Below are 16,604 nucleotides of genomic sequence, written 5' to 3'. Positions count from 1 at the left end.
TTCGCGCGGGGCCGGCCTCTCTTCAGGCGGATTTCGGATAGCGTACCGTCTTGCCACCGGCCCAGTCGCGCACCGCATCACCGAAGGCACGGAACAAGGGCCGCGACACGGGATCGTTCGCCGCATCCCATTCGGGGTGCCATTGAACCGACAGGGTGAAACCGGGCGCGCCGTCGATATAGATCGCCTCGGGCGTGCCGTCGGGCGCATGGCCCTCGATCACCACGCGGGCACCCGGGGTCTTGATCCCCTGCCCGTGCAGCGTGTTGGTCATCACCTCCGGTGCGCCCAGAAGCTGGTGGAACACTCCACCCTCTTTCAGCGTCACCGTATGGCGCAGCGCGAATTTCTCCTCCAGCGTCCCCTCGGGCGGCATCCGGTGGTTCATACGCCCCGGCAGATCCCGGATCTCCGGGTAAAGCGAGCCGCCCATGGCGACATTGACCTCCTGAAAGCCCCGGCAGACGCCGAGAAACGGTTGCCCCCGCTCCACGCAGGCGCGCACAAGTGGCAGGGTGATGGCATCGCGGGCTCGGTCGAAGGCGCCATGCGCCTCGGTCTCCGCCTCGCCATACTCCTCCGGGTGGACGTTCGGACGTCCCCCCGTCAGCAGGAACCCGTCGCAGATCTCCATCAACTCCTCGACAGACATATAACGCGGATCGGCGGGGATCAGCATCGGCACGCAGCCTGACACGCCGGCGATGGCCTCGGAATTCATCGTGCCGCCGGCATGGGCGGGGTATTGATCGTTCAGCAGATACGAATTGCCGATGATACCGACGACAGGGCGAGCCATGGAGGGTTCCTGATCTGTTGCGTAACCGTCAAGATAACCGCTCGCCCCGCGCCTCGCAACCGCGCTGCCGCGCGCGGGATGCGCGCGGCCCGGCTTATGCCTCAGATTTCACCGCTCAGGCCCGCGGCCTCGATGCCCGCCATCGCTGCTGCAGCATCGTTATCTGATGTATCTCCGGTCACGCCGACCGCCGCCACCAAGGCCCCTTTCTTGTCGCGCACCAGCACACCGCCGGGCACCGGCACCACGTTGCCGCCAAAGACCCCGTTCGCTGCGGCCATGAAATAGGCCTGCTGTTCGGCCCTTGCCATCTGTGCCGTGCCCGCAAGCCCCAGCATCACCGATCCGTAAGCCTTGCCATGCGCAATCGCGAACCGCCCCGGAGAGGCCCCGTCCTCCCGCTCGAACGCCTGTACATGCCCGCCTGCATCCAGCACCACGACCGAGAGCGGCTTCAACTCCATCTCCCGCCCCTTTTCCAGCGCCTTGCGAATGATCGTCCGCGCCTTGCGCAATGAAATACTCATCGCCCCAACTCCTTCTTCATCTTGCCAGGTAAACTCCGGGGAGCGCGAGGGGCTGGCCCCTCGCTCCCGCCCTCTCAATCAGCCCGCCGCTTTGCGTTCCAGGCGCCGTTTGTGCAACACGGGCTCCGTATAACCCGAGGGCTGCACCCGCCCCTCGAAGACCAGATCGCAGGCCGCCTGAAACGCGATGCCGTCAAAGCCGGGCGCCATCGGCTGATAACCGGTATCCCCCGCGTTCTGCCCGTCCACGACCTTGGCCATCTTCTGCATCGCCTCCATCACCTGATCGCGGCTGACCACGCCGTGATGCAGCCAGTTGGCGATATGCTGGGCCGAGATGCGACAGGTCGCGCGGTCCTCCATCAGGCCCACATCGTTGATATCCGGCACCTTCGAACAGCCCACACCGGCATCGATCCAGCGCACGACATAGCCCAGGATGCCTTGTGCGTTGTTCTCTACCTCGCGCAGGATCTGCGTGTCCTCCCATTTCTGGAAACTGGCGAGCGGAATATCGAGGATACCGTCCACATGCGCGCGCCGCCCGCCCGCTTTCAGCGCGGCCTGCACTGCCAGCACATCCACCTTGTGGTAATGCAGCGCGTGCAACGTGGCCGCCGTCGGGCTAGGCACCCAGGCGCAATTCGCACCTGCTTTGGGATGCTCGATCTTGGTTTCGACCATCGCCGCCATCTTGTCGGGCATCGCCCACATGCCCTTGCCGATCTGCGCGCGGCCCTGCAGCCCGCATTCCAGACCGATATCGACATTGAGGTTTTCGTAGGCCGTGATCCAGCCCTTGCGCTTGATGAAATCCTTGCGCGAAAACGGCCCCGCCTCCATCGAGGTGTGGATCTCATCACCCGTCCGGTCGAGAAACCCGGTATTGATGAACGCCACGCGATGCTTGGCGGCCCGGATGCATTCCTTGAGGTTCACGGACGTGCGCCGCTCTTCGTCCATGATGCCCAGCTTTACGGTGTATTGTGGCAGGCCGAGGATCTCCTCGACCAGGGTAAAGATACGGTCGGCGAAAGCCACTTCCTCGGGTCCGTGCATCTTGGGTTTGACCACATAGACCGACCCCTCGACCGAGTTGCCCCCGTCGCGCTGCAGGTCATGCATCGCGATCAGCGTGGTCACGAGCGCATCCATCAGCCCCTCGAACACCTCGGCACCGGAGGCGTCCAGAATGGCCGGGTTGGTCATCAGGTGGCCCACATTGCGCACCAGCATCAGCGCGCGGCCCTTGCGCGTGATCTCTGACCCGTCGGGCGCCGTGTAGACGCGGTCGGCGTTCAGCTTGCGGGTCAGCGTCGCGCCGCCCTTTTCGAACGTCTCCTCCAGATCGCCTTTCATCAGGCCCAGCCAATTGCCGTAAGCCTGCACCTTGTCCTCGGCATCCACGCAGGCCACCGAATCCTCGCAATCCATGATGGCGGAGACAGCGCTTTCCATCACCACATCTGCCAGCCCCGCCTGATCGCGGCTGCCGATGGGGTGGGTGCGGTCAAAGACCAGTTCGACATGCAGTCCGTTATTGACCAGCAACACTGCATCCGGCGCCTTGGGATGGCCGCGATAGCCCACGAATTTCTCAGGCTGCGCAAGAGGTTGGTCATCGATCAGCAACGCCCCATCATGCACATAATAGCGGCGCGCATCGGCGTGGCTGGTGCCCTCGATCGGGAAAGCCTGGTCCAAAAAGACACGTGCCCGCGCCACCACGCGCGCACCGCGCCCCTTGTCATAGCCACCTTTGGGAGGGGTGGAGCCCATCGCGTCGGTCCCGTAAAACCCATCATAAAGGCTGCCCCAGCGGGCGTTGGCCGCGTTCAGCGCATACCGCGCATTGGTGATCGGCACCACAAGCTGCGGCCCGGGGACCGAGGCAATCTCGGCATCGACATTCTGGGTCTCGATCTCGAAGGCATCTCCTTCTGGAACCAGATATCCAATCTCCTCCAGAAAGGCGCGATAGGCCTTGTGATCATGGGCCTGGCCCCGATGCGCCAGATGCCAGTCGTCGATCTGGGTCTGGATTGCCTCCCGCTTGTCCAGAAGCGCACGGTTGTCCGGCGTCAACTCCTCGACCATACGGGCGAACCCGGTCCAGAACGCCTCCGACGATACGCCTGTTCCGGGCAAAGCGCGGTTTTCGATGAAATCCATCAGCTCAGGCGCGACCTGTAGCCCGTTAACCTCTTGGCGGTTGCTCATGACCCCTCCGTTCCTCATGTGCACACGATGGTATGCCGCTCATTAGAACGAAAGTTTCCTATAGGCAACAGACGCGGTCAGGTCATTTGACCAATTTTGCCGATTTCACGCGGCAAAGAGCAATTCCGCCTCATATCCCCGCAAACAGGGTCGGGCGGCCTTGACGTCCTGGGCGAAGATATCCGGAAAGAGCGCCCTCGCTTCGGCCATTGCATCTGGTGGCAAACCCGCGAGGCTCAGATCGCTTAGCAACAATGCCTCGCTTGGCGTGCCTTCGGCGAAAACAATCTCATGGTCGTCAAAGAGAAGATGCATATAGGTCACCGTGCCGCCCTCCTCCCGTGTCACATCCCGGCCATTGACCAGGGATTTGGCGGGGACAAGGGCGTCTTCGGTGCCGATGAGAAGCTGAAGACGCGGATCGGTGATCAGCATCCGGTGTTCGGGAGAGACCAGAAGCGCACGGTTGTTGCCCAAAGCCCCCGGCGCAAAGCGGATGGGAGCGAAGGCGCCCTGCGCCTCGACCTCTCTCTGGCCCACCCAGCGCAGGGGCTGCGCGCCATGATCCAGTGTCTCGACCAGGTTACCCGACCGCAGCGTCTCGATCCGGCGGCCGCCAAAGGGCGTGCGAATGCGCGTGCCCTTGGTAAAGCAGGCAACATAGTCGTCATAGAGGTTGTTTTCGCGATGCGACGTGCGTTCCGTGTTGAACGTATAGCTTTGCCCCGGCAACAGCGGTTGCGTGGACACCAGCCCGTCAACAGCGCCCTGCTGAAAGCCGTCACCCCCGAAATGAAGCGAGGTGACCTTGTGGCCAGACACGGTGTTGATGAGATCGTAGGCCGTATTGATCGAGGTGCCCGCGGCATAGAATGTGCCGTCGATGGTGACGTCGCTGGTCAGCACCTGGCTGCCATCAACCTCGTCAAAGACAGTGTCGTCATCGGTGACTTCGATCAGTGTCGGATTTGCGTCCGGCAGCAGGGTCAGCGTGAATGTCGGCGACCCGGCCGCTTGCGCATTCTGTTCATCGGGCAGGCCAGTGACGAAATCAGATGGGCTGTAAATGTAAAGAAAGGGCACGGGTTACCTGATTGTTCGGAATTGCGGTGTAGTCTGTTATCTGCGTCGATATGGGCCAAATTGGCCAGTCTTTGTGTCAGCTTTGCGACCGGGTGTTGCGCATCCGCCGACATCTTTCAGAGCAGTAGAGAACCTCTTCCCAGACCTGCGCCCACTTCTTGCGCCATGTGAACGGACGCCCGCAGGTTTGGCAGATCTTGCTGGGAAGGTCGGATTTTCGACGTTGGCGCGGCATCAGAACTCAAAACCCATCTGGCGGTCATCCGGCTTGGCGCGCCGTCGTCGGGGCGCGCGATCATTCACGAAATGTCCTTGCGGGTCTTTCCGGCTGGCATGTTTGTCGATCACGCGTTCTGCCTCTTTGCGAAACTGGGCGCCCCGGCGGACGGCGAAAACGGCATCGCGCGCGGCCTTTGCCGCCGCTGCCACGTCGACGATGGGTGGCGGATATCGGAGTTGGGATGCATGTTCCCATTTCCAAGGTTCCTGAAGATATTTGTCGGGAACATCCGCCAGTTCGGGCACCCAACGACGCGTGAACACACCGTCGGGATCCTGATCGCGCCCCTGTTTGATCGGATTGTAGATGCGGATGGTATTCATCCCCGTCGTCCCGGACTGCATTTGCACCTGGGGCCAGTGGATGCCGGGTTCGAAATCGGTGAACTGACGCGCCAGGTGCAGACCGCTCACCCGCCAATCGAGCCAGAGATGATAGGACGCGACCGCCGTCACCATAGAGCGCATACGGAAGTTCAGCCAACCCGTGGCCGAAAGATAGCGCATGCAGGCATCCACGAAAGGCAGGCCGGTTTCACCGTTCTGCCAAGCCTCCAGCCGCACGCGATCAGGCTCCATCGGCCTCATCCCCTCATAGGCCATGTGCAGACAACGCTGCTCAAGGGCCGGCTCGTCCTCGAGTTTTTGCATGAAATGGTCGCGCCACGCGAGGCGCGCCTGAAACGATTTCAGCGAACCGCCCCAGCCCTCGCGCGTGCCTTTCACCTCCCGCTGCCGTGCGCCTGCCGCCTGCGCCGCTTCCCGGCCTGATATGGTCCCCCACGCGAGATGCGGAGACAGGCGCGAACAGGCCGTCTCGCCCGTCAGGGGCGACGACATCGCGCTGCGATAGGTCCGCCCACGCTCTGTCAGGAAACCGCCTAGCAGGGACAAGGCCGCGCGCCGTCCCCCTGTCTGGCGATGCGGACAAGGGTCGTGCAATCCCAGATCGGGCCAGGGATCGGAGGGGGCGACCAAACCCTCAATCTGTGCCGGAGGATCGATCTGCGGCTGTCGCAAGTAGGTATTGCGCTGCTTTGCCCAGCCATCCCGCCCTTCAAGACGACGAACAACGCCCGATTGCGGGAGTTCGTGCCACCGGACACCCTGCCCCGCAGCCCAGTCCGCAACCGCGCGATCCCGGGCGAAGGTCCACGCATTGCCGGTCTCCTCGTGACTGACGAGATGTCTGGCGCCCAATCGTTGGCGCATCTCCTCCAGAACATCCACCGCCCTGCCGACACGAAGGCAAAGGTCCAGGCCGAGGGTGGAGAGTTGATCGCCAAGATCATCGACCGCCTCGCGAACGAAGTCGAATTGCCGGCCGGACATGTCGGGTTGAGACCACCACTTCGGCTCCAGAATATAAAGCGGCAACACGCGCCCAATGCCTGAGGCATGGGCGAGTGCCGCATGATCGTAGATACGAAGATCGCGCTTGAACCAAAGAATGACCGTCATTGCGGGCAAACTAAGTCGCGCAGCGCGAACAGCCAGAGATCAGTTGTCGTTGGTGTTGACCGGGTTCAGAATTTTCGCCTGGTCAGTATTCGTCACCGCGTCTGCTGTTGGCGCAGCGCCGTTCGACGTGACATAGATCAGCAGCCCCACCAACATCGCCAAGCCGAAGACGACGGCCGCCCCGATGCCCAGCAAGGACGGTGCGTGGCGGCGTTCCTGTTTCTCGATGTTTGTGTCGGGTGCCGACATCTGATCGCTCCTTTTCGTTCTGTTTCGACGGCGCCTTGCGGCGCCCCGCTCACCTGCCTAACGTGCAGGCCATGTCCGAAGTTCCATTGTTCTGCCAAAGGAGCCCCCATGCGCGATGCTGCCCCGACCACGATCTATCTCAGGGACTACGAGCCGTTCGGTTATGTCGTTGACGAGGTAAAGCTGACGTTCGATCTGCATCCCACGGCAACACGCGTGACATCCCGGATCGCCTTTCGACCAAATCCGGACGCAAAAGACCGGCGGTTCTTTCTTCATGGGGAGGAGCTCAAGCTGATCCGGGCCAGGATCGACGGAACGGAGGTGAGCCCGGACGTCACCGACGAAGGCCTCACCTGCCCGGCCCCCGATGCACCCTTTGTCTGGGAGGCGGAGGTGGAAATCTCGCCCCAGACCAACACGGCTTTGGAAGGGCTTTATATGTCGAACGGCATGTATTCCACGCAATGCGAGGCCGAAGGGTTTCGCAAGATCACCTACTACCCGGACCGGCCGGATGTGATGAGCGTGTTCACGGTTGAGATCAAGGGCGACCTGCCTGTTTTGCTGTCGAACGGCAATCCGGTCACGCGGGAGGACGGACGGGCCGTCTGGCACGATCCATGGCCCAAACCGGCCTATCTGTTTGCGTTGGTTGCAGGCGAGTTGGTGGCGCATTCCGACAGCTTCACCACCATCTCGGGCAAGGACGTCGCGCTGAACCTGTGGGTCCGCCCCGGCGATGAACATAAATGCGCGTTTGGAATGGAAGCGCTGAAAAAGTCGATGAAATGGGACGAGGACGTCTATGGCCGTGAATACGATCTGGACGTCTTCAACATCGTGGCCGTCGATGATTTCAACATGGGCGCGATGGAGAACAAGGGGCTGAATATCTTCAACTCGTCCGCCGTGCTCGCCTCGCCCGAAACCTCGACCGACGACAACTTCGAGCGGATCGAGGCGATCATCGCACATGAGTATTTTCACAACTGGACCGGCAATCGGATCACCTGTCGGGACTGGTTCCAACTCTGCCTCAAAGAGGGTCTGACGGTGTTCCGGGATGCGCAATTCACCTCGGACGTGCGCTCCGAACCGGTCAAGCGCATCCGCGACGTGATCGACCTGCGCGCGCGGCAGTTTCCCGAAGACAACGGCCCGCTGTCGCACCCCGTGCGGCCCGAGAGTTTTCAGGAGATCAACAACTTCTACACCGCGACGGTCTACGAAAAGGGCGCGGAAGTGATCGGGATGCTCAAACGGCTCGTGGGCGATCAGGCCTATGCGGAGGCGCTGGATCTCTACTTTGCGCGTCATGACGGAGAGGCCTGCACGATCGAGGACTGGCTCAAGGTCTTCGAAGATGTCACGGACCGCGATCTGAGCCAGTTCAAACGCTGGTATTCGCAGGCCGGCACGCCGCGCGTGACGGTGAGCGAGGATTGGGCCGACGGCACCTATACGCTGAGCTTCAAGCAAACGCTCAAGCCCAGCGCCACCACGCCGGCACCGCAGCCGCAGGTCATTCCCATTGCCGTGGGGCTGCTTGGTCCGAATGGCGATGAGGTGCTGGAAACGCAGCTGCTGGAGCTGACCGAGGCCGAACAGAGCTTTTCCTTTGACGGACTGGCGGCCAAGCCCGTCCCCTCGGTCTTGCGCGGCTTTTCGGCGCCGGTGATCCTGGAACGGCAGACGGACAACGCCGAACGCGCCTTCCTGCTGGCCCATGACACCGACCCCACCAACCGCTGGGAGGCCGGTCGCGCCCTGGCTCGGGACACGCTCACGAAGATGGCGACCGAAGGGGCGGCCCCGGATGCCGATTACCTCGACGGGGTCCGCGCGGTTCTGCGGGACGACACACTCGATCCGGCTTACCGGGCACTGATGTTAAGCCAACCGGGTCAGTCGGATCTGGCCGGCAGCCTTGCCGAGGCCGGCATCACACCGGACCCCATGGCGATCTGGACCGCATCCGAAACACTGAAACAGGCATTGGCCCAACATGTGCAGGATGCTCTGCCGCGCCTTTATGCGCAGATGCAGGTCGATGCCCCTTACGCTCCGGACGCCGAACAATCGGGCAAGCGGGCGCTTGGCAACGCGGTGCTGTCGCTGCTGAGTTGCCTCGACGGGGGCGAAGAGGCCGCAAAACAATACGCGAATGCCGATAACATGACGCTGCAACTGGCCGCGCTGTCCTGCCTTCTGTCGGAGGGCAAGGGAGAGGCCGAACTGGCGGCGTTTTATGAGCAATGGCAAGATGACCGTCTGGTCATCGACAAATGGTTCGGCCTTCAGGTGATGAAGGCGTCCCCCGAAAAGGCGGTCGGAGTGGCCGAAACGCTGACACGGCACCCCGATTTCAACTGGAAGAACCCCAATCGCTTCCGGGCCACCATAGGGGCACTTGCGATGAACCATGCCGGTTTTCATGCGTCCGGCGGTGCGGGTTATATGCTTTTGGCGGATTGGCTGATCCAGCTTGATCCGGTGAACCCGCAGACCACGGCACGAATGTGCAGCGCGTTCCAGACCTGGACGCGCTACGATGAGGATCGTCAGGCCTTGATCCGCGCCCAACTGACCCGCATCGCAGAGACGCCCAAACTGTCGCGCGACACGACCGAGATGGTGACCCGTATCCTGAGTGCCAAACCATGAGCCGGCCCGTGATGCTGATCACCGGTGCCTCCGCAGGGATCGGGGCGGCGACGGCGCGCCTGGCGAGCCCGGACTACGATCTGGCGCTCAACTATCGGAGCGACCGCGACGGGGCCGCGGCGGCAGCCCGTCTCGCCGAAGCTGAGGGCGCGCGCTGTGTGCTTTGCCCCGGAGACGTCAGCCGGGCGGAGGACCGCGCGGTCATCTATGATGCACTCGAGCACGCATTCGGGCGGATCGACGTGCTGGTGAACAACGCCGGCATCGTCGATCAGAGCGCGAAGCTGACCGACATGACCGAAGACCGGCTGACGCGCATGTTCAATATCAACGTCATCGGCGCGATGCTGATGGCCAAGGAGGCCGTGATCCGGATGCAGGCGCAAGGCGACGGGGGTGCGATCATCAACATCTCCTCTGCCGCGGCAAGGCTTGGGTCTGGAAATCAATATGTGGATTATGCCGCGTCCAAAGCCGCCATCGACACCTTCACAAAGGGATTGTCGGATGAGGTCGCGGCAGACAATATCCGCGTGACGTCCGTGCGTCCGGGGATCATAGACACCGCAATCCACGCAAAAGGAGGAGAGCCTGACCGGGCAGACCGCCTTGCCCCGATGGTTCCAATGCGCCGGAAGGGGACGGCAGAGGAGGTGGCAGAGGCGATTTTATGGCTGGCCTCGCAAAAGGCATCTTACGTGACGGGCACAACACTGGATGTCACCGGCGGACGTTAATGAATGCGCCATTCGCATATACGACCCAAGGGCGCACCTGGCGCGCAGGCATCGTGGTGGGGCTCATCTATGTGGCGCTCGCTGCGATCCATATCCTCTTCGATGCGCGTCTGTGGATCATCGCGCTTTTGGCGCTCAGCACGTTGCCCGCGCTCTATGATCTCTACGTCAATCCCAGCGCCGGACTGCGCCTCGATCAGGGCGCGCTCGACTGGCACAGTGGCCGACGCAGCGTCACATTGTCGTTGTCCGAGATCGATCACATGCGTTTTGACACCAGGTTGGATCTGTCGGTGCGGGTGAGTGCAGTGCTGAAGAGCCAAAAGCGCATTCGCGTGCCGCATGAGGCGTTGCCCGATCACAAAACGCTTGAAACCGCGTTCGAGGAACGCGGCATCCGGGTCGAGCGGCATCATTTCAGCTTGCTCGGGTAAGATCGCATGCTCCGGGTCGTTTTGACATTGGTTTGCGCCGTGGTTCTGGCGGCATGTGCGGGAGATCACCGGCAAAGCTATGCCCTGCCGCTGAACCCGATGCTGTTCGAGCCTGAGAAGATCGCGCAGGCGGACACATTGGTGATCGGCATTCCGGGCGCCTTGTCGTCCGTCGGTGTTCTGGCCCCGCTGCAGCAATGGCGCAGCGACCGTTTGAGCGTGGCGTTTTACCGTTTGCCCGGCATGGATGGAAGGGGGCGCAGCGAAAGCCTTTCGCTGCGCAGGGCTGCCGAGACGATTTCGATCTTCGTTCAGAGCACAGGTATCAAACGGGTCTATTTTGTCGGTTTCTCGACCGGTTCGGCAATTGCGATGGAAAGCGCCAAGAGGCTGCGGCGCGCCGACCCCGAGATGGAGATCAAGATCGCGGGCGTCTCTTCCGCCGTTCCCCTGCCCCAGCCTTACATCGCCGGTTTGAAAGGGGCCGGAGACCTGCTCTCCGCCGCGAGCCGGACCGGGTCCCTGAGCCGGTCGGTCTATTGGCCGGAATATTTCCGGACGCTGCTTTACGGCCCACGGACAGAGCGCGACGCGATTGAAGCGGCAAGTGCCGAGGTTTTGCTGGAGGAGCGGCAACAAAGGGTGACCATGCCCGACGTGGACCTGGCCCGATCTCACGGTCTGGCCCTTCTTGGCTGGACCAACGCCAACAAGGCGGACCTCGCAGAGGTGCCTATCTTCCTCTTTCATGGCGAGCATGATCCGGTCTTTTCGGCCCGGGCCATCCGGCGGTTTTCCGACCGCCTTCCGCAGGCAGAGGCGCTGGTGTTCAAGGATCAAGGACATCTTCTGCTGCTGACGGTGCCCGGCCTCTTCGATTTGATGCGCGCGAAGTTGGGGATAGACTGATCGACGGCGGCGGGTGCAAGTCGAAAGACGCCCCTTGCAGCAGGACCAACCGATGCGTCCTTTGCCAGTGAGATTTCAGCGATATGGCGTATCGTGACGCGGATCTCACCAATACGCAGAACATGCCACTAAAGCCGATTTTGTTAACGAAATGGGCGAATTAGCGGCTCGATTACAGATAATTTGCCGAAACTTCGGCGATTGGTGACTTAACCTCGCCTTTGGTCTGCATAACACCCCACCCTTGCCCTTTTTGCGCCCGAAACAGACGCGATAAAGCGTCAAGGTAACGATTAGGCGGGTATTATGGATCACGTTTCTGATATGGTGAACCGGTTGGTGCGCAGTTCGCGCAGGCAGGCCGAAGGCTGGATCGGCCGATTGCCTGCGCCAAAGGGCGCGAGCATTCTGCAGGCGGTTCAGGCCCTGCGAAAGAAAACCCAACAAACGCCGCCGGTAGCGGCGGTCGATCCGACGGTTGAGGCACGGCTTGATATCCCGTTCTGCGATATCAGTCAGGACGAAGCCGAGCGTCAGGAACATCAGGTCGCGGGACAGTTTCTTGCGCGGCAGGATCGCTGGGACGAGTTGGCCGAGCGTATTCGTAGATGTGAAACGTCAAGACAATGCACCGCCGGTGGCATGCCGGTTGCCGATCTTCTGACCTACGGGGCACGCGCCGACGTGGTCTATGCCGCCGAAGATATGGTTCTGAGTGACGGAGCGATCGGAGATGCGAAACTGCTGGAGGGCATTACCGCGCTGGAAGACGTGCTGCGTGACCACAAGGGGGACTATGCCATCTCCCTGGTCGTCGCGCTTGCGCATATCGATATTGGCTGGATCCGCCGATCTTGCGCGCAAAAGGGACGGCAGAAAAACGCGGATTGTGCCTCCTTCGCTGCGCATTTCGAACGCGCGATCGAAATTCTGGATGGCTTTTGCGCCATCGAACTGAGCGCGCCGGGTTTGGCGGCGGCCCGCTGCGCGCTGCTGGCCGGCCTGCCGGAACCGGCAAACCGCGTGGTGGATGACTACGAAGACCTGATCGACCTCGATCCCGACAATTACCGTAACATGCGCGCGATGGGCAATCACCTGCTCCCACAATGGTTTGGAAGCTACGAGCGCCTTGAGCTTGAAGCCAGACGGACCGCGGGCCGCACCTATGACATCTGGGGCAATGGCGCTTACACATGGGTGATGTTCGATGCCATCGCGCTTGACGATACGGCTTGCGCCCGTGTGGACGTCGCATTTTTCATCGATGGCCTGCACGACATCCTCACCAGCCGGTCAGATCAGGCAACGGCCAATCTGCTGGCCTCCTATTGCTCGACCGCCCTGGCGCGTCGGCAGGGTGTCAGCGAAGATGCCGACATCGCCCGTCAAGAGATCATGTCGGCTGCCGACTGGATCATCCGGGATCATCTGACCGAGGTTCATCCGCTTGTCTGGGCGCACGCTGCCGAAGGATTTGACAACGCCGCGCGCGTGACATCGATCAACAGGTTCGCCGCACGCGGACGGGCCAACGCCCAGCGCGTCATCGGGGATCTTTTCCGCGAAGATCTCGAACGGGGACGCGGGGCCAGTCTGGCCACGACCGACCAGCAAGCCACCGTGTGAAGGCCCCTTGCCCCGACCCAACCTGTCGCCTAGAACGCAATCTGATTTTCTGATGCGACAAGGCGGTGTGCGATGCTGGACCTGACGTTCGAGCCCCCGAAGGTGAAAACGATTGCCGGAGCCAAACAGGACTGGGAATTGGTCATCGGGATGGAGGTGCACGCCCAGGTCAGTTCCAACGCCAAGCTCTTTTCGGGCGCGTCGACCGCGTTCGGGGCAGAGCCGAATTCCAACGTCTCTTTCGTGGACGCCGCGATGCCGGGCATGCTGCCGGTCATCAACGAATATTGTGTCGAACAGGCGGTGCGCACCGGGCTGGGTCTGAAGGCCGAGATCAACCTGCGCAGCGCGTTCGACCGCAAGAACTATTTCTACCCGGATCTGCCGCAGGGCTACCAGATCAGTCAGCTTTACCACCCCATCGTGGGTGAAGGCGAAGTCATCGTCGAGATGGGCGAAGGCATCGCCCGCCGCGTACGGATCGAGCGTATTCACCTGGAACAGGATGCGGGCAAGTCGATCCACGACATGGACCCGGCGATGTCCTTTGTGGACCTTAACCGCACGGGCGTGGCGCTGATGGAGATCGTCTCGAGGCCGGACATCCGCGGCCCCGAAGAGGCCGCCGCGTATATTGCCAAGCTGCGCCAGATCCTGCGCTATTTGGGCACCTGCGACGGTAACATGCAGAACGGCAACCTGCGCGCGGACGTGAACGTGTCGATCTGCGAGCCAGGCGCCTATGAGCGCTATCAGGAGACGCAGGACTTCTCCCATCTGGGGACGCGCTGCGAGATCAAGAACATGAACTCCATGCGGTTCATTCAGCAGGCCATCGACGTCGAGGCCCGCCGCCAGATCGCCATTGTCGAAGCCGGCGGCAAGGTGGAGCAGGAAACCCGGCTCTATGACCCTGACAAGGGCGAGACCCGGTCGATGCGGTCCAAGGAAGAGGCGCACGATTACCGCTATTTCCCCGACCCGGATCTGCTGCCGCTGGAGATCGAACAGGCCTGGGTGGATGATATCGAGACCAGCCTGCCGGAATTGCCGGACGAGAAGAAAGCGCGCTTTATCAATGATTTCAGCCTCTCGGACTATGATGCGTCGGTGCTGACGGCAGAGGTTGAGTCAGCCGCTTATTTCGAGGCCGTGGCCGAGGGACGCGACGGAAAGCTCGCCGCCAATTGGGTCATCAACGAACTTTTCGGGCGGCTGAAAAAGGAAGATCACGACATCACCGAAAGCCCCATCAGCCCCACGCAACTGGGCCAGATCATCGAATTGATCCAGAAGGGCGATATCAGCGGCAAGATCGCAAAGGACGTCTTTGAAATCGCTTATACGTCGGGACGTGAGCCGTCAGAGATCGTCGAAACCGAAGGCATGAAGCAGGTCACCGATACCGGCGCGATCGAGGCCGCGGTGGATCAGGTGATCGCCGACAACCCCGCTCAGGTGGAAAAGGCCAAGCAAAACCCGAAACTGGCGGGCTGGTTCGTGGGTCAGGTCATGAAGGCAACGGGCGGCAAGGCCAACCCGAAGGCCGTGAACGAGATCGTGAGCGCAAAGCTGGGCCTTTGATCCCTCGACTAGACAGGTCGGGCCGTCTTAGAAGGTCTGGCGCCGGTGGCGCGCGCCACCGCGCCTTTGCGGCACAGGCAGCGCCAGATCGAGGGGCGCGAGCGGATCGTTGATTGACTGCGCGAGCAACTCGCAGAACACCCGTACCGGAGCGCTGTCCTGAAAAGGCTGCGCGGCGAGATAGGCGCGCACCGCCTCGGCCTCGTAATCGGCGGATCCGGGCAGGCTTCCCAACCATTGCATATATCCCAACTGGCCCAACTCAACCGCACGCTCGGGTGAGCCTGGGTCGACTTCAAGCTGAGTTATCGTCTTTTCGACGCGCATGGCCCCTTCTGCGCTGAGCGCGGACATGTGAACGAAACAAAAGGTCTTGTCGGCTTTACCGGTCATCTGATCTGCTCCATCCCGGGGCACCCCGCCCGGCCAAAGGTGACTGCGGCGCATCAGACGCGCCGGAGATGGCAGGTCTCCTGACTTGCGGGTCACCGCTATCCCGAACCTTCCCGGACCCTTTGGCCCAGTGGTGTCATTCGGGGTCGCTTACCGCTTACAGTTGCGGGGGCAGTCACGGATTAAGACGCAAGGCCCGCACCGTGTTCCCTTTTCAGCCCGGATTTCTCCCGGGCACCATCATCGGATAGAATGCCACGGTCCCGGGCAAGATCAAGGGCTATGTCGGCGACCGGCTCAAATGGCCGGTTTGCGCCGCCCCCATCCCCGGAGAAGCAACGGTGGAACAACAGGGAAACAGCAATGGCTTATGATGAAGATGAGGTCGCACGGGTGCGCGCGACACTTGAGCACAGATCGGACGTCAAGACGATGAAGATGATGGGCGGACTGATCTTCATGGTAGCGGGTCACATGTGCTGCGGGGTGCGCGATGGCTATCTGATGGTCCGCCTTGGCGCGGATGCGGCCGGCAAGGCGCTGAAAAAGCCCTTCGTGGTACCGATGCAGTTCAAAAGCGGTCGCCAGCCCAAAGGCTTCATCCGCGTGGCGCCTGAAGGATACGAAAGCGATGCCGATCTGGCGGCCTGGGTCGCGCAGGCAGAGGCGTTTGTGGCCACCCTGCCCGCGCGCAGCCAAGATCAATAGTCGTGTCCGGGATTGGTCCGGTTGAGTTTGCGCATCAGCCCCGGCCAGATGAGGTTGTCGCCCCTGCCGCGGCTAAAGGCCGGCTGCGCCTGCTGCCCGACGAGATCGGCCATCTCTTGAGGTTCTTCGCAAAGATGATCCTCGCTGCCGACGGATTGCGCCAGGATCTGCGTCTTGCAGGCGTTTTCCAGAAAGTACATCCGCAGGAACGCGATGGCGCAGTTCTCGCCCAGCGTCAGCGTGCCGTGATTGCGCAGAATCAGCAGGCTCTTGTCGCCCAGATCGTTCACGATGCGCTCCCGCTCATCAAGCTCAAGCGCGATGCCTTCATAATCGTGATAGGCCAGATCGTTGCAGACCGTCATGGCAAATTGCGTATAGCGCCGCAGCCCGCGCTTTTGCACCGAAACGGCCACGCCGTAAGGCGTATGCACATGGATCACACATCCCGCATCATGGCGCGCGGAATGAACGGCGCTGTGAATGGTAAAGCCGGCTGGATTGACGAAATAGGGCGTCTCCTGACAAATATTGCCATCAAGGTCGATCTTCACGAGGCTTGACGCGGTCATCTCTTCAAACATCACGCCGTAAGGATTGATCAGGAACCGCTCTTCCATCTGACCGTCCTTGCCCGGCTCATCCGGCAGGCGGGCCGAAATATGCGTGAAGACAAGATCGGTCCATCCATGCAAAGCGCAGAGCCGGTAGGTGGCCGCAAGCTCGCATCGCAAAGCCCATTCAGCCTCTGATACCTGGCCTTCAAGCCGCGGTACCTCTGTTGGGTCCGGGATCGCAAATCCACTGCTGATCTGAAGTGCCGATTGATCGTTCATAAAGTGTCCTCCCATTCACGCGCGCACGGCGCGGTTCAGCTTATTTAAGCATGGAATACCGGCAAGACTGTCAACCTTTTGACATTCAC

16 protein-coding genes and 1 riboswitch are annotated in these 16,604 nt (G+C 61.5%); of the genes, 7 read left to right on the top strand and 9 right to left on the bottom strand.

What is annotated here, in order from left to right; translation table 11 throughout:
• Nucleotides 1–22: 22 nt before the first annotated feature.
• The 7 genes from CFI11_RS08625 to CFI11_RS08595 form a co-directional block, all read right to left on the bottom strand.
• The gene (locus tag CFI11_RS08625; protein WP_130404998.1) at nt 23–799 is read right to left on the bottom strand and encodes a gamma-glutamyl-gamma-aminobutyrate hydrolase family protein; all 777 of its coding nucleotides are present in this window, start codon (nt 797–799) and stop codon (nt 23–25) included.
• Between the two features lie 101 nt (nt 800–900).
• Nucleotides 901–1,326 carry a heme-binding protein gene (locus CFI11_RS08620; protein ID WP_130404996.1) on the bottom strand — a complete coding sequence of 142 codons (426 nt, stop codon included), beginning with the start codon at nt 1,324–1,326 and terminating at the stop codon, nt 901–903.
• Between the two features lie 78 nt (nt 1,327–1,404).
• Nucleotides 1,405–3,546 carry a malate synthase G gene (locus tag CFI11_RS08615; protein WP_130404994.1) on the bottom strand — a complete coding sequence of 714 codons (2,142 nt, stop codon included), beginning with the start codon at nt 3,544–3,546 and terminating at the stop codon, nt 1,405–1,407.
• A gap of 105 nt (nt 3,547–3,651) precedes the next feature.
• Nucleotides 3,652–4,629 (bottom strand): Hint domain-containing protein, encoded by a 978-nt coding sequence (locus tag CFI11_RS08610; protein ID WP_130404992.1) that lies wholly within the window; start codon nt 4,627–4,629, stop codon nt 3,652–3,654.
• 76 nt (nt 4,630–4,705) lie between these two features.
• Nucleotides 4,706–4,864, bottom strand: coding sequence for a DUF2256 domain-containing protein (locus tag CFI11_RS08605; RefSeq protein ID WP_130404990.1), 159 nt, complete (start codon nt 4,862–4,864; stop codon nt 4,706–4,708).
• Nucleotides 4,864–6,369: an FAD-binding domain-containing protein gene (locus tag CFI11_RS08600; RefSeq protein WP_130404988.1), complete on the bottom strand. Its 1,506-nt coding sequence runs from the start codon at nt 6,367–6,369 to the stop codon at nt 4,864–4,866. The genes CFI11_RS08605 and CFI11_RS08600 overlap by 1 nt, the downstream gene beginning before the upstream one ends.
• 39 nt (nt 6,370–6,408) lie before the next feature.
• A complete protein-coding gene (locus CFI11_RS08595; RefSeq protein WP_130404986.1) occupies nt 6,409–6,618 on the bottom strand; it encodes a hypothetical protein in 210 nt (69 codons plus the stop codon).
• Nucleotides 6,619–6,726: 108 nt separating this feature from the next.
• Here CFI11_RS08595 and pepN point away from each other — a divergent pair, with 108 nt between their 5' ends.
• From pepN to gatB, 6 genes are all read left to right on the top strand, one after another.
• The gene (gene pepN / locus CFI11_RS08590) at nt 6,727–9,285 is read left to right on the top strand and encodes an aminopeptidase N (RefSeq protein WP_130404984.1); all 2,559 of its coding nucleotides are present in this window, start codon (nt 6,727–6,729) and stop codon (nt 9,283–9,285) included.
• Nucleotides 9,282–10,022, top strand: coding sequence for an SDR family oxidoreductase (locus CFI11_RS08585; protein ID WP_130404982.1), 741 nt, complete (start codon nt 9,282–9,284; stop codon nt 10,020–10,022). Before pepN ends, CFI11_RS08585 begins: the two co-directional genes overlap by 4 nt.
• Nucleotides 10,022–10,456 carry a hypothetical protein gene (locus CFI11_RS08580; protein ID WP_130404980.1) on the top strand — a complete coding sequence of 145 codons (435 nt, stop codon included), beginning with the start codon at nt 10,022–10,024 and terminating at the stop codon, nt 10,454–10,456. The genes CFI11_RS08585 and CFI11_RS08580 overlap by 1 nt, the downstream gene beginning before the upstream one ends.
• A gap of 6 nt (nt 10,457–10,462) precedes the next feature.
• Complete coding sequence (locus CFI11_RS08575; RefSeq protein WP_130404978.1) at nt 10,463–11,365, top strand: alpha/beta fold hydrolase; 903 nt, start codon at nt 10,463–10,465, stop codon at nt 11,363–11,365.
• Between the two features lie 306 nt (nt 11,366–11,671).
• Nucleotides 11,672–12,994, top strand: coding sequence for a hypothetical protein (locus CFI11_RS08570; protein WP_130404976.1), 1,323 nt, complete (start codon nt 11,672–11,674; stop codon nt 12,992–12,994).
• A gap of 72 nt (nt 12,995–13,066) precedes the next feature.
• Nucleotides 13,067–14,578, top strand: a complete 1,512-nt coding sequence (gatB, locus tag CFI11_RS08565) for an Asp-tRNA(Asn)/Glu-tRNA(Gln) amidotransferase subunit GatB (protein WP_130404974.1) — start codon at nt 13,067–13,069, stop codon at nt 14,576–14,578.
• A gap of 27 nt (nt 14,579–14,605) precedes the next feature.
• On the opposite strand, the gene CFI11_RS08560 is transcribed toward gatB, so the two are convergent.
• Entirely contained in the window at nt 14,606–14,971 is a 366-nt protein-coding gene (locus CFI11_RS08560; RefSeq protein ID WP_130404972.1) for a hypothetical protein, read from the bottom strand.
• A gap of 52 nt (nt 14,972–15,023) precedes the next feature.
• Nucleotides 15,024–15,228, bottom strand: a riboswitch (cobalamin riboswitch).
• A gap of 106 nt (nt 15,229–15,334) precedes the next feature.
• On the opposite strand from CFI11_RS08560, the gene CFI11_RS08555 reads away from it, so the two are divergent.
• Nucleotides 15,335–15,679, top strand: coding sequence for a TfoX/Sxy family protein (locus tag CFI11_RS08555; protein ID WP_165390220.1), 345 nt, complete (start codon nt 15,335–15,337; stop codon nt 15,677–15,679).
• Here CFI11_RS08555 and CFI11_RS08550 read toward each other — a convergent pair.
• Complete coding sequence (locus CFI11_RS08550; RefSeq protein ID WP_130404968.1) at nt 15,673–16,515, bottom strand: class II aldolase/adducin family protein; 843 nt, start codon at nt 16,513–16,515, stop codon at nt 15,673–15,675. The genes CFI11_RS08555 and CFI11_RS08550 overlap by 7 nt on opposite strands.
• Nucleotides 16,516–16,604: the final 89 nt, after the last annotated feature.

Source organism: Thalassococcus sp. S3 (genome assembly GCF_004216475.1).
Classification (GTDB): Bacteria; Pseudomonadota; Alphaproteobacteria; order Rhodobacterales; family Rhodobacteraceae.
This window is presented reverse-complemented; position numbering and strand designations above follow the sequence as displayed.

Coding starts and splice junctions, on each gene's coding strand:
- CFI11_RS08625 (WP_130404998.1), bottom strand. CDS start 799: ATGGCTCGCCCTGTCGTCGGTATCATCGGCAATTCGTATCTGCTGAAC.
- CFI11_RS08620 (WP_130404996.1), bottom strand. CDS start 1,326: ATGAGTATTTCATTGCGCAAGGCGCGGACGATCATTCGCAAGGCGCTG.
- CFI11_RS08615 (WP_130404994.1), bottom strand. CDS start 3,546: ATGAGCAACCGCCAAGAGGTTAACGGGCTACAGGTCGCGCCTGAGCTG.
- CFI11_RS08605 (WP_130404990.1), bottom strand. CDS start 4,864: ATGCCGCGCCAACGTCGAAAATCCGACCTTCCCAGCAAGATCTGCCAA.
- CFI11_RS08600 (WP_130404988.1), bottom strand. CDS start 6,369: ATGACGGTCATTCTTTGGTTCAAGCGCGATCTTCGTATCTACGATCAT.
- CFI11_RS08595 (WP_130404986.1), bottom strand. CDS start 6,618: ATGTCGGCACCCGACACAAACATCGAGAAACAGGAACGCCGCCACGCA.
- pepN (WP_130404984.1), top strand. CDS start 6,727: ATGCGCGATGCTGCCCCGACCACGATCTATCTCAGGGACTACGAGCCG.
- CFI11_RS08585 (WP_130404982.1), top strand. CDS start 9,282: ATGAGCCGGCCCGTGATGCTGATCACCGGTGCCTCCGCAGGGATCGGG.
- CFI11_RS08580 (WP_130404980.1), top strand. CDS start 10,022: ATGAATGCGCCATTCGCATATACGACCCAAGGGCGCACCTGGCGCGCA.
- CFI11_RS08575 (WP_130404978.1), top strand. CDS start 10,463: ATGCTCCGGGTCGTTTTGACATTGGTTTGCGCCGTGGTTCTGGCGGCA.
- CFI11_RS08570 (WP_130404976.1), top strand. CDS start 11,672: ATGGATCACGTTTCTGATATGGTGAACCGGTTGGTGCGCAGTTCGCGC.
- gatB (WP_130404974.1), top strand. CDS start 13,067: ATGCTGGACCTGACGTTCGAGCCCCCGAAGGTGAAAACGATTGCCGGA.
- CFI11_RS08560 (WP_130404972.1), bottom strand. CDS start 14,971: ATGACCGGTAAAGCCGACAAGACCTTTTGTTTCGTTCACATGTCCGCG.
- CFI11_RS08555 (WP_165390220.1), top strand. CDS start 15,335: ATGGCTTATGATGAAGATGAGGTCGCACGGGTGCGCGCGACACTTGAG.
- CFI11_RS08550 (WP_130404968.1), bottom strand. CDS start 16,515: ATGAACGATCAATCGGCACTTCAGATCAGCAGTGGATTTGCGATCCCG.